The organism is Phenylobacterium sp., assembly GCF_024508875.1.
Classification (GTDB): Bacteria; Pseudomonadota; Alphaproteobacteria; order Caulobacterales; family Caulobacteraceae; genus Phenylobacterium.
The window spans coordinates 1-10956 of the sequence record NZ_JANINU010000044.1; the positions used below are offsets into that span (position 1 = coordinate 1).

Here is a 10956-nt window from a genome sequence, read left to right on the forward strand (position 1 = left end):
TATGTGCTGGGCAAGGACCGGCACGCCTATCTGGTGCCGGCGGTCGGTGCCGTGGAGGTCAACGGGGTTCGGCTGAACGCCCGGGACGGCGCGGCGGTGAAGGACGAAGACGTCCTCAAGGTGACGGCGCTCGAAGACGCCGAGATCGTACTGGTCGACGCCGCGGCTTAAGTAAAGCCGCAGTTAGACGCGATCAGGCCCGCGGCTGTGCGGCCGCGGGCCCTTTCGCACGTCCGCTGTTCGAAGGGAGAGCTTAGCGGGCGGCGAAGGTCTTGGAGGCCTGCTCGATCTGGGCCGAGCGGACCGCGGTGACCTTTTCGGAGAGTTCTTCCTTCACGCCGGCCCGGCAGGAAGCGACGGCGCTCAGGCTGCGTTCTTCGCGGCAGAAGTCACGGGCCGCATAGTCGGCGCGCTTCGTGAAGGTCGCCATGCCCTCGGGGGTGAGCAGGTTGATGTCGGCGATCTTCACGGAGGCGGGGGCCGCCAGGGCCGAGGCGGGGAGGGACGCGATGGGGAGCGCGGCCAGGGCCAGCATGGCGGCGGAGGCGATGCGAGTGGTCAGGTTGGACATGGTCGTTTCCTTCGGAGCGGTTGTGCTCCGGCGGTGATGTCCGCCGGCAAGGAAACGAATACTTCGACGCTCGGCCGAATGCCCGTGAATAGGGAGTAATGACGTCGATTTAAGGAAATTACAGCGGCTTAATACTTTAACGCTTCGTAATACGCCAAGCCGTCGGGACGAGCCGCGTCAGTGCAGGCAGGTGGGCTCCACCACCGTCTGGTGCCACTCGCCGTCGGCGTCGCACACCAGCACCGGCCAGGGCATCTCGATCAGGCGCATCCAGTCGCCGGCGGCGGCAAGAGCCTCATCGCGCGTGTCGTAGGCTCCCAGGTCGCCGGCCTCGGCGTCCTGAAGCACCCAATGGCCGCTGCGGGCCCGGACGGTGAAGTCGAACATCGGTTCTTCCCTCGATCGCCTGCGGAGTCTCGCCCGGAAGTGGTTTCCAAAGCACGAAGACGCCGGGTCGCAGGGCCTGCGACGCGTCCGCGCAGCGCGCGGGAACCAAACAAAAGCTTGGCCGTTCCTTGCGGGATCGGCGGCGCGGGGAAGGCGAGCGATGCACGCAAAGGGCGAACGACGCACACGCGCCGCGACATTCAGTTCATGTTCAACTAGACAGGTGCGATTGAGCGATGCCGGATGACGCTGGCCTTCGTTTTGGAGTGCATGGAATGACCGCCCAGCCAAACCTTGAGGGGCTGCGCGTCCTCGTCGTCGAGGACGAAATGATGGTGTCCATGCTGATCGAGGACATGCTGAGCGACCTGGGCTGCACGGTCGTCGGTCCCGCCTCGCGGCTGGACGAGGCGATCGAACTGGCCAAGCAGGCCGAACTCGATTGCGCCGTGCTCGACGTGAACCTGGGCGGCCAGCCGATCTTCCCGCTGGCCGACCTGCTCCGCGAAAAGGGCGCGCCCTTCGCGTTCGCCACGGGCTACGGCGATGCGGGCCTTCGCGATGTGGATCGGGGCTCGCCGGTGCTTCAGAAGCCCTTCCGCGAGGGCGATCTGGCGCGCGTGCTGGGCGAGCTCAAGGCGCGCTGAGGTCGATCCCTAGAGGTAGGGGAACGCCTGGCCGGCCCAGTCGCTGACCAGCAGGCTCAGCGAGCCGACCAGGACGGAAATCGCAAGAACGAGTTTCATGGGCTTGTCTCCTTTCTTCCGGCGTCGCCGGTGAGCGGGGAGATAAGGCCAAGCCTGTGCGGCCGGTAGTTACCATTTGTGCAGAATAGTCCTGCGCAAACGGAATGCCGCGAACCGCCGGCAGCGCACCATGCGGGCGCGGAATGCAACGCCCGGCTGCTGGACCACGCCTCTGCAAGCTCTACAGTTCACCATACACACTGCAGGCTTCGGGGGGAGATCATCCGCGTGTCGGATGCGGTCGGGGATTGCGGGAAAGACGTCTTCGAGGTGCCTGACGACTTCGGCCACGGGCTTACGCCACCCGGCTGGTATGCATATCGGCGGGCGGACGGCTGTACGGTAGGACCTTTCGACAGCCGCGAGGCGGCCGAGGCGGTGATCGGCGAGCGGCCCGGCGTCTGCAGGCCCTAGCTCTAGGCGGCGATCCGATGGGTCGCGCTAGGCGCGGACGGCGATCTCGGCCAGATGGCTGACCCGCACGGCCGCGTCGGCCCAGACCTCGCCGCCCAGGTCGCGCCAGCGGCGGCAGAAGGCCTCGTAGTCCGACAGGTAGCGCCCCGTCTCCGGCTCGATAAACGAGTCGAACACCATCACCGCGTCCTTCACCTGCGAGCCCGCCACGTCGCCCAGGCCCGCGCGCAGGTGGGCATAGCTCTCGGTCATCCGTTGCGCCGCCCCGCGCGAGACCAGCAGGAAGCCGGTGCCCAGCGCCGCGACCCGGTGCAGGCCCGCGCCGTAGCCGTCCGACAGCGGCCTGGCCTCCAGGGTCGTCGCCGCCGATAGCGGCTCGCCCCGGTTCAGCACCGCCGCGTCCACCCGCTTCTTCGGATAGAAACCCCCCACCACGTCGCGCCCCGCGTCCAGCAGCCGGAACACGTCGTCAGGCGTGAAGCCCACGTCGGCGTCGGCGAACAGCAGGTGGCTCGCGTCCGAGGCCAGGAACCGCGCCATCATCCCCGCCCGCGCCCGGCTGATCAGCGCCTCGCCGCCGCCCAGGTCGGACTGCAGCGCCAGCCCCCTCGCCTCGCAGGCCGATTGGAGCGCCAGCAGCGATTGCATATAGATCAGGTGGATCATCCCGCCGTAGCAGGGGGTGGCGAGGATGAGGGAAGGCGTCTTGGAGTTCACGGCCGGTCCGGGATCGTTGCTGGCGACCTTCCTACGCCGGGCGCGGGGCGTTCGGCTATGACCGACGCGCGAAATGCCGTCGAGCTGCACAATCGCGCCGTGGCCCTCGAAGACCAGGGCCGCCTGCGCGAAGCCGAGGCCGCGCTGCGCGAGGCGCTGCGGCTCGCCCCCGACCAGCACCAGACCGAGGCGCGACTGGGCGCCCTGCTGCTCAGCCTGGGCCGCCTGCCCGAGGGCTTCCGCCACTTCGAGGCTCGCCACGCCGAGCCGCGGCTGGCCAAGCCGAAGCTGCCGTTCCCCGAGTGGCGGGGCGAGCCGCTTCAGGGCCGCCGCCTCCTGATCTGGCCAGAGCAGGGGTTCGGCGACCAGATCCAGTTCGCCCGCTTCGCGCCGCTGCTGCGCGACCAGGGCGCCGAGATCACCGTCCTCTGCCGCCCCGGCCTGGAGCGCCTGTTCGAACAGTCCCTGCCGGGCGTCGACGTCCGCGCCGCCGCCGGCGCCGTGGAGTTCCCCGATCCCGACTTCTGGGTCATGAGCCCGTCGCTGGCCGGCCGCCTGGGCGTGACGCTGGAGACCCTGCCGAACGCGCCCTACCTGCGCGCTGCCGGCCCCGCCCCCGACCTGCCGCCGGGCTTCCGCGTCGGCCTGGTCACCGCGGGCAATCCGCAGCACGCCAACGACGCCAACCGCTCGCTGCCACCCGCCGCGGCCGCCCGCCTGCGCGCCCTGCCCGCCAGCCTCGTCGAACTCGACCCGGCCAAGACCGGCGCCCGCGACTTCGCCGACACCGCCGCCATCGTGGACGCCCTCGACCTGGTGATCACCGTCGACACCTCGGTCGCCCATCTCGCCGGCGCCCTGGGCAAGCCCTGCTGGGTCCTGCTTCCCGCCATTAAGACCGACTGGCGCTGGCTCCGCGGGCGCACCGACAGCCCCTGGTATCCGTCGATCCGGCTCTACCGGCAAACGGTGGCCGGCGACTGGGGGGATGTGCTTGCAGCGGTGGAGCGGGATCTGGAGGCGCAAAGCCTGCTTGCGAGAGCTACCCCCGACGCACCACCGGCAGGATCACCGCCGACGCCCGGTCGCCGCCCATGAACACCGTGTTTGTCGCCACCCGCGAATGCGTCCACCGGCCCTCCGGCTCGCCGGTGTTCGGATTGATGTCGAAGTGCGGATAGTTGCTCGACGAGACGTCCAGCCGGATGCGGTGCCCGGCCTTGAAAAGGTTCGACGTGGGGAACGCCTGCACCCGGATGCGATAGGCTCGCCCCGGCTCCATGGGCGCGGGCCGCTCCCAGGAGTCTCGATAGCGGCCGCGCAGGATGCCGTCCGTCAGGTTCATGGCGTAGCCCTGCGGGTAGTCGGCGTTCGGCGGATGGACGTCGATCAGCTTGATGGTGAAGTCGGTGTCCGGCCCGTCGGTCGCCACCCACAGCTCGGCCTCGATCGGCCCCGTCACCTCGATGTCCTCGGCCAGAACCGCCGTCTCGAACGACAGAACGTCCGGCCGCTCGCTCAGCGCCCGCCCCGCCTGCTCCGAGCCGTAGAACTTGGGCCCCTCGCGCTGGTCGAAGGCCCCGCCCACCATCACCGGTTCGCCCGAGGTGATCGTCCCGCCAATGCTGGGAACCGGATGACTCGGGTCGTAGCGGTACGTCCGCTCGCCGCCCGCCGCGGGCGTCCCTTCCGACAGCCCGCCATCCGGCCGCAGATAGAACCGCACGGGCTTGGCGTCGGGCAGCGGCCACGCCGTCTCGGCGCGCCAGCGGCCGCCGTGATCCATCCGCCCCTCGGCCGTCTTCCGCCCGGAGCCTCCGCCCATGACGAAGATCCGCACCGCGGGCTCGTCGTCCACGCCGTTGCGCCCACCCTTCAGATGCCGGTCGAACCAGCGCTTGCGCAGCACCGTCAGGTCCGGCGCCACATTGCCCGCCAGCCGCGCGGCCGGGCCGAAGTCCACGTCGCCCGCGAAGGTCTGGTGATTGTTGCCGTGCGTCCAGGGCCCGAGGATCAGCCGCTGCGGCCCGCGCTTCAGCTTCCACAGGGCCACGTAGTTGTCGGTCGCTGTGCGCGGATAGGGGTCGTACCAGGACGACATCCAGATCGTCGGCGCGTCCACGAAGGCGTCGTAGTAGCCCTCGGCATGGATGCCGAGCTGCTTCCAGAACCCGTCGAAGGTTCCCGCCTCCCACTGGTCGAAGACATAGTCCTCGTACTCGGGCACGGCGCTCAGCGGCGAGGCCCCGCGCGTCCACGGCAGCTTCGCCAGCCAGGCCCGGATGTTCACAGCCGCCAAGGTCGCCGCCAGCTTCGGGTCGGCCCGGGCCTCGGGCGACTCGGCCGCCTGGTTCAGCGCCCAGGTCACCTGCTTCATCTCGAACGCCCCGCCCTGGCGGATGCCGCCCTGGTAGGCGTTGGAGAAGCCGCCCGAGTTGATGAACAGCGCCGCCACGCCCGGCGCGCCCGCGCAGGCCAGCGCCGTGGTCGTGTGGGCCCCGTACGACAGCCCGTGCGCCCCGATCTTCCCGTCGCACCACGGCTGGGCCACGATCCACCGGCAGCAGTCGAAGCCGTCGTCGCCGTCGCTCAGGTACTTGACGTAGCGCCCCTCCGAGCCGCCGCGCCCCCGCACGTCCTGATAGACCACGACGTAGCCGTGGCTCGCGAACAGCCGGGCGATCTCGGCGCTGGCGTGGCGCTGGGTCGCCTGCGACTTGCCGTAGGGCGTCCGCTCCAGGATCACCGGGAACCGCCCGTCCAAGGGCTCTGCGCCCTTCGCCGGCAGATAGAGGTCGGTGGCCAGCCGCACGCCGTCGCGCATCGCCACCATCACGTTCGTCCGGACCACCACCTCGTGCGGCCCCGCCGCCTCGGCCGCGGCGACGGCCTTCGGCATCGCCAAGGTCGCGGCCAATTGCAGGAACGCCAGGCCCAGCGTCCGTCTGTCGATGGTCGCCCCGTCAGCCTTTTCCATGCCGCCTCCCCGCCGCGACCGCACCATCCGACGATGCGCGGGGCGTGTCGATATTGACCGCTGGCGAGCGGGACCAATAGCTTAGCATTCTAATTAATGGAGTCCCCCCGCATGTCCGCCTTCGATTTCGGCGACCGCTCGCTGAAGAGCCAGCCCCTCTGCATGGCCGCGTTCGAGGTGGCGGGCGAGATCATGAGCCTGGGCCAGTCGCCCTGGCGCAACCGCCGTGTCGGCTACATCACCGGCGGCCGCTTCGAGGGCCCGCGGATCAAGGGCGAGATCCTGCCCGGCGGCGGCAACTGGTCGGAGACCGGCGAGGGCCCCGACGGCGCGGCCGTGGGCGCGTTCGACGCCCGCAGCGTCTGGAAGACCGACGACGGCGCCCTGATCTACGTCACCTATTCCGGCCGCACCCTGATCCCGCCGGATGTCTCGGCCGCGTTCCGCGACCAGGCCCAGCCCCATGTCGATCCGTCGCGCTACCTGATCCGCATCGCCCCGGTCTTCGAGACCGCCGACCCCCGCTACGCCTGGCTGAACGCCGTGATGGCCATCGGCTGCGGCGAGCGCACGACCACCGGCATCAACCACTACATGTACGCCATCACCTGACCGCGTACTGCCGGTCCCCGAACAGGATCGAGCGCTGCTCGTCCGACAGGCCCGCAAGCCCGCCCTCGATGGTCTCCTTGCGCAGGGTCTCCCGGCCCACCTCGACGCCGCGCTGAACCGCCGGCCGCGCCGCGACCCTATCGAACCAGCGCTTCAGGTTCGGGAACTCCGCCGCCCGCAGCTCCACCTGCCGCAGGGTGTAGGGCCAGGTCGCCATGTCGGCGATCGTGTAGTCGTCGCCGGCCAGGTACGGGACCTCCGCCAGCCGCCCGTCCAGCACGCGCAGCAGCCGCGTCACCTCGTTGGCGTAGCGGTCGATCGAATAGGGGTGCTTGTCCTTGGCGTAGAACGAGAAGTGCGCGTTCTGGCCGAACATCGGGCCCACGCCCGACATCTGGAACATCAGCCACTGGTGGCAGACCGCCCGCGCCCGCGCCTCGGTCGGCAGGAACCGGCCGGTCTTCTCCGCGAGATACCAGAGGATCGCCCCGGACTCCGACAGCACCAGCGGCGGCCCCCCGTCGGCCGGCTCGTCGTCGACGATCACCGGCGCCTTGTTGTTGGGGTTCAGCTTCAGGAAGTCGGGCCTGAACTGGTCGCCGGCCAGGATGTCGATCAGCTCAAGCCGCCAGGACAGGTCCATCTCCTCCAGGGCGATGGCGACCTTGCGGGCGTTCGGCGTCGGACCGCCGTACAGGGTGATCATCGGGGTGCTCCGTGGCGAGGCGACAGGCTGTCGACGTCGCGTCGCCAGGCGTCGCTCTGCCGGTCGCCATCAGAGCCATGCTGCCCCTACGTCGGTCGACGGGTTCTGTGCGCGGCCTCTCAGCCCCCTCGCCGTCGCTTCCCCGCCCGAGCGGCCGCCTTCGCCGCATTGAACGCCACGGCCGCGCGCACCAGCGCCTTGAACGCCGCCGCGTCCGGCGCCTCACCTTCGCGGATGTCGATCGCCCGCCGCACGCCGCCGTCCAGGCTGGCGTTGAACAGCCCCGACGGATCGTCCAGCGAGGCCCCTTCGGCGAAGGTCAGCTTCACATAGGTCTTGTACGTCTCGCCGGTGCAGATGATCCCGTCGCGCTCCCACACCGGCACGCCCAGCATCCCGTTGGACGGCTTGCGCCACTTGACCGTCTCGACCACCGCCGGGTCCGCTTCGAGGATCAGCTTGCGCGCCCGCGCCAGCGCCTCGCCGCGCCAGCCGCCCAGCGCGGCGAGGCGCGCGTCGATCAGCCGGCTTGGGTCGTCGTCGTGGCCTGCGGCCGCGTCGTTCGGCGTCATCGTCGTCTACTCCTGTCGCGCACTGGCCCGGCAGCATGACGCGTTCGCGGCCGGCGGCCAATCGCGGGGGCGAGCACGTCCCGACCGTCCATCTCTTTGACATTCCGCCGGAACCGCCCCACTGGAGGGCCGATGAAGTATCCGGAGGCGTTTGGGGCGTGACGGCCGAGGACGATGTCAGGCACGTACTGCTGTCGCTGCTGCGTGGCTTCTACTGGTTCGACGAGGGGTTGCAGAACTACCTCCAGGCCCGCGGCTGGCCCGTGGTCACCCGGCCCCAGTCGATGGTGATGGCCAACCTGGTCCTGGGCGTCCAGCGGCCCTCCGACATCGCCCGCAACATGGGCGTCAGCCGCCAGGCGATCCACGCCACCATCAACCAGATGGTCGAGCTCGGTATCGTCGAACTGGTGGACGACCCGAAGAACGGCCGCGTGAAGCTGATCGCCCCCACCAAGATGGGCGAGACCATGCGCGTCGACGCCCAGGCCTCCATGATCCTGATGGGCGAGGAGCTGGGCCGCCGCCTCGGCAAGCCCAACTTCCTCAAGGCCGCCCACCTCCTGGCCGAGGACTGGGGTCCGCCGATGACGTTCGAGGCCGAGGGCGTGAAGACGCCGAAATCCTGAGGTCGCTGCAACGCCCGCGACGACAAGACCCTGGCGCAACGCCGCCGCACCGCGGATCATCGTTCCGTGAACGCCGATGAGATTCGACCGCCCGCACGCGGGAACGCGCCCCATGTCCGCACGGCGGGCCGCCTGGGGAGCGAATATTTCCTGCGCTCGTTCCTGCTCATCGCCGAGGCCACGGGCGGCAGGCCGATCCACGCGATGGTGCTGATCGCCATCGTCGATGCGAACGTCGCCTACCTCGACGACCCTCGTAACGCCCATCTGCTGCCGGCCGACGGCCCGCCGCCCGACGCCCTGCGCCGCCCCGCGAGCACCCTGGCGGTCGCAAGCCGCCTGGGCCTACCCTACGAGACGGTGCGACGGGCCGTGGCCGCGCTGGTGCGCGAAGGGCTCTGCCTACGGGTCAGGCGGGGTTTCGTCGTGCCCGAGGCGACGTTGAGCAGCCCGCGGTTCGATTCGCTGCTCACGGCGAACCTCGGAAACCTGCGACGGCTGTACCGCCGCCTGGAAGCCAGCGGCCTTTTCGCCGGCACCTAAGGCCTACGCGACGGTCGCCTCGGCGGCCGCAGGCGTGTCCGCAAGCGCCTCGTCGATGGCGCCGAGCAGGTCCGCCGCGACGATCGGCTTGGCGACGACGCCGTCGAACCCTGCCCGCAGATACTCCTCCACCTGATGCGTCATGGCGTTGGCCGTGAGGGCCAGGATGGGCGTGCGCCGACCGTTGCGCGCCTGCTCCAGCCGGCGGATCTCGCGGGTTGCCGCGATGCCGTCCCGGACGGGCATGTTGATGTCCATCAGCACGAGGTCCCATCGCGCCTCCCGGAAGGCGGCCACGGCGGCGGCGCCGTCGCCCACCACCTCGGTCCGGATATCCCCGAAGCTCGCCAGCAGGTGCTGCAGGACGAGCTGGTTGGTGGCGTTGTCCTCGGCGACCAGGATGTCGAGCCGGGCCTGCGCCTCGCGGGCGGGCGACGCCTCCGACGGCGCCGGGTCCCGCGCGGCGCCCAGGAACGGGAGCGGCAGTTCCACGGTGAAGGTCGAGCCCCGGCCGGCCTCGCTCGCGACCGTGATCGTTCCGCCCATCAGGCCCGTCAGGGCGCGGCAGATGGCCAGGCCCAGGCCGGTCCCGCCGAAATGCCGCGCCGTCGAGGCGTCGGCCTGGGCGAACCGGTCGAAGATGTGCAGCACGTCCTCGGGCGTCATGCCGACGCCGGTGTCGCTGACGGTCAGGACCACGCCCCGGCTTGTCTTCTTGCCGAAGACGCGCACCTCGCCCGCGGCCGTGAACTTCACGGCGTTGGAGATCAGGTTCGCCATGACCTGCCGCACGCGGTTTGCGTCCCCGTGAAAGGCGCCCTGGATCTCGTCTGTCGCCAGGACGAGGCGCACGCCCTTCGCGTTGGCGGTCGCCAGGAACGCGTCCGCCGCGGCGTGGATGGTCTCGACGAGCTCGAACTCCCGCTCTTCCAGATCGATCCGGCCCGCTTCGATCTTGGACCAGTCGAGCACGTCGTTGAGCAGGGACTGCAGCGCCTGGCCCGACCGTCGGATGATGGCCAGGCGCTCGCTTTGCGCCGGGCTGAGATCGTCGAACGACATGGCGTCGGCCATGCCGAGGACGCCGTTGAGCGGTGTGCGGATCTCGTGGCTGACGTTGGCGAGGAAGTCGCGCTTGGCGACGTTCGCCCGCTGCGCCTCCACCTTGCCGCTCATCATCTTCGCTTCGGCCGCGGCGTTGGACGACTGGAGCTGGCGCGCGTTGGCGACGAAGCAGAGGGCGAGCGCGGCCATGATCAAGCTGCCGACCCCCTCGCCGGTCATGGCCATATTGCGCACCAGGGCGACGGCAGGGACGAGCGCGGTCCAGAGGAACATGCCGTCGCGCATGCTCTGCTGCGCCGCGATGACCATGATGATCCCCGCCACGAACATCAGGCTGACCGTCGCCCCGGCGGGGTTCGGGTGCGCGTTGAGGAGAAAGGGCGCGGCGGCGAAGGTGGTGGAAAGGGCGGCGAACCCGACCATCTGCCGCTGACGACGCTCGGCGGCCGCGTCGTCCATCGTTCCGAGCTCCGGCGAGATGCGCCGCCACCAGCTATAGATCAGCACCTCGGAGAGCAGATAGGCGACCACCCACAACGCCGCGGTCACCGCGCCGAAGACGCCCAGGACCGCGCAGGCCAGCGCCACCGCCCCGACCGTGCCGATACGCAGCACGTACTGGGCCTTGTAGGTGCGGTTGTAGAAGTACTCGAGCGCCAGTTCGGCTTGCGAGAGCATCGGTTCGGCCATCGGGCCAATAGACTCCGGGCTTCTTAATCCCGCGTGGAGCCGGGTGCGACACATTGCCCGATCCGCGACCCTTGGTCGCCGAACAGCCCCTTCCTTTCCCCGCGGCGCGGGAAAGGGGGGATCGCGCCCGGAAGACGTCGTGGTGGAAAGCTCAGGATCCACGCACCGCGCCGGCGCCCCACCCCTCTCAGCTCGTCATCCCCGGGCTCGTCCCGGGGATCCAGAAGCGCCGACCGCCAGGCCGTGCGCGCCACCGTCACGCCCTTCCCCCTCCAGCTCGTCATCCCCGGGCTTGACCCGGGGATCCATTCCAGGGCGTCGGCCCGG

Annotated in this window: 12 protein-coding genes and 1 pseudogene; 6 read left to right on the top strand and 7 right to left on the bottom strand. The window is 70.0% G+C overall.

Going from position 1 to position 10956, the window contains the following annotated elements; all coding sequences use genetic code 11:
* Window positions 1–171, top strand: a pseudogene (locus Q0L11_RS04760) (hypothetical protein); the annotation flags it as partial.
* An 82-nt stretch (window positions 172–253) separates the two neighbouring features.
* Here Q0L11_RS04760 and Q0L11_RS04765 read toward each other — a convergent pair.
* Entirely contained in the window at window positions 254–571 is a 318-nt protein-coding gene (locus Q0L11_RS04765) for a UrcA family protein (protein WP_296595734.1), read from the bottom strand.
* Between the two features lie 177 nt (window positions 572–748).
* Window positions 749–958 carry a hypothetical protein gene (locus Q0L11_RS04770; protein ID WP_296595735.1) on the bottom strand — a complete coding sequence of 70 codons (210 nt, stop codon included), beginning with the start codon at window positions 956–958 and terminating at the stop codon, window positions 749–751.
* A gap of 275 nt (window positions 959–1233) precedes the next feature.
* Between Q0L11_RS04770 and Q0L11_RS04775 the strand changes: the two genes are divergently transcribed.
* On the top strand, window positions 1234–1605 hold the full coding sequence (locus Q0L11_RS04775; protein WP_296595737.1) for a response regulator: 372 nt from the start codon (window positions 1234–1236) through the stop codon (window positions 1603–1605).
* 540 nt (window positions 1606–2145) lie between these two features.
* Here Q0L11_RS04775 and Q0L11_RS04780 read toward each other — a convergent pair.
* A complete protein-coding gene (locus Q0L11_RS04780) occupies window positions 2146–2835 on the bottom strand; it encodes a hypothetical protein (protein ID WP_296595739.1) in 690 nt (229 codons plus the stop codon).
* Window positions 2836–2892: 57 nt separating this feature from the next.
* Between Q0L11_RS04780 and Q0L11_RS04785 the strand changes: the two genes are divergently transcribed.
* Entirely contained in the window at window positions 2893–3933 is a 1041-nt protein-coding gene (locus Q0L11_RS04785) for a tetratricopeptide repeat protein (protein ID WP_296595740.1), read from the top strand.
* Here Q0L11_RS04785 and Q0L11_RS04790 read toward each other — a convergent pair.
* Complete coding sequence (locus Q0L11_RS04790; protein WP_296595742.1) at window positions 3878–5812, bottom strand: CocE/NonD family hydrolase; 1935 nt, start codon at window positions 5810–5812, stop codon at window positions 3878–3880. The two genes, Q0L11_RS04785 and Q0L11_RS04790, sit on opposite strands and share 56 nt — an antisense overlap.
* 111 nt (window positions 5813–5923) lie before the next feature.
* On the opposite strand from Q0L11_RS04790, the gene Q0L11_RS04795 reads away from it, so the two are divergent.
* The gene (locus Q0L11_RS04795) at window positions 5924–6424 is read left to right on the top strand and encodes a DUF3237 domain-containing protein (RefSeq protein ID WP_296595743.1); all 501 of its coding nucleotides are present in this window, start codon (window positions 5924–5926) and stop codon (window positions 6422–6424) included.
* On the opposite strand, the gene Q0L11_RS04800 is transcribed toward Q0L11_RS04795, so the two are convergent.
* Together Q0L11_RS04800 and Q0L11_RS04805 are read right to left on the bottom strand one after the other, a co-directional pair.
* On the bottom strand, window positions 6417–7130 hold the full coding sequence (locus Q0L11_RS04800) for a glutathione S-transferase N-terminal domain-containing protein (protein WP_296595744.1): 714 nt from the start codon (window positions 7128–7130) through the stop codon (window positions 6417–6419). The two genes, Q0L11_RS04795 and Q0L11_RS04800, sit on opposite strands and share 8 nt — an antisense overlap.
* Window positions 7131–7249: 119 nt before the next feature.
* Entirely contained in the window at window positions 7250–7702 is a 453-nt protein-coding gene (locus Q0L11_RS04805; protein ID WP_296595745.1) for a DUF1801 domain-containing protein, read from the bottom strand.
* A gap of 158 nt (window positions 7703–7860) precedes the next feature.
* Here Q0L11_RS04805 and Q0L11_RS04810 point away from each other — a divergent pair, with 158 nt between their 5' ends.
* Together Q0L11_RS04810 and Q0L11_RS04815 are read left to right on the top strand one after the other, a co-directional pair.
* Window positions 7861–8331: a MarR family transcriptional regulator gene (locus tag Q0L11_RS04810; protein ID WP_296595746.1), complete on the top strand. Its 471-nt coding sequence runs from the start codon at window positions 7861–7863 to the stop codon at window positions 8329–8331.
* A 66-nt stretch (window positions 8332–8397) separates the two neighbouring features.
* Window positions 8398–8874, top strand: a complete 477-nt coding sequence (locus tag Q0L11_RS04815; protein ID WP_296595749.1) for a hypothetical protein — start codon at window positions 8398–8400, stop codon at window positions 8872–8874.
* Window positions 8875–8877: 3 nt separating this feature from the next.
* Here Q0L11_RS04815 and Q0L11_RS04820 read toward each other — a convergent pair whose 3' ends face one another.
* Window positions 8878–10629 carry an ATP-binding protein gene (locus tag Q0L11_RS04820; protein ID WP_296595750.1) on the bottom strand — a complete coding sequence of 584 codons (1752 nt, stop codon included), beginning with the start codon at window positions 10627–10629 and terminating at the stop codon, window positions 8878–8880.
* Between the last annotated feature and the right edge of the window lie 327 nt (window positions 10630–10956).

What these genes read in the sequence shown, in the direction of transcription:
- Q0L11_RS04795 (WP_296595743.1), top strand. Translation starts at nt 5,924, where the DNA reads ATGTCCGCCTTCGATTTCGGCGACCGCTCGCTGAAGAGCCAGCCCCTC.
- Q0L11_RS04800 (WP_296595744.1), bottom strand. Translation starts at nt 7,130, where the DNA reads ATGATCACCCTGTACGGCGGTCCGACGCCGAACGCCCGCAAGGTCGCC.
- Q0L11_RS04820 (WP_296595750.1), bottom strand. Translation starts at nt 10,629, where the DNA reads ATGGCCGAACCGATGCTCTCGCAAGCCGAACTGGCGCTCGAGTACTTC.
- Q0L11_RS04785 (WP_296595740.1), top strand. Translation starts at nt 2,893, where the DNA reads ATGACCGACGCGCGAAATGCCGTCGAGCTGCACAATCGCGCCGTGGCC.
- Q0L11_RS04790 (WP_296595742.1), bottom strand. Translation starts at nt 5,812, where the DNA reads ATGGAAAAGGCTGACGGGGCGACCATCGACAGACGGACGCTGGGCCTG.
- Q0L11_RS04775 (WP_296595737.1), top strand. Translation starts at nt 1,234, where the DNA reads ATGACCGCCCAGCCAAACCTTGAGGGGCTGCGCGTCCTCGTCGTCGAG.
- Q0L11_RS04805 (WP_296595745.1), bottom strand. Translation starts at nt 7,702, where the DNA reads ATGACGCCGAACGACGCGGCCGCAGGCCACGACGACGACCCAAGCCGG.
- Q0L11_RS04770 (WP_296595735.1), bottom strand. Translation starts at nt 958, where the DNA reads ATGTTCGACTTCACCGTCCGGGCCCGCAGCGGCCATTGGGTGCTTCAG.
- Q0L11_RS04765 (WP_296595734.1), bottom strand. Translation starts at nt 571, where the DNA reads ATGTCCAACCTGACCACTCGCATCGCCTCCGCCGCCATGCTGGCCCTG.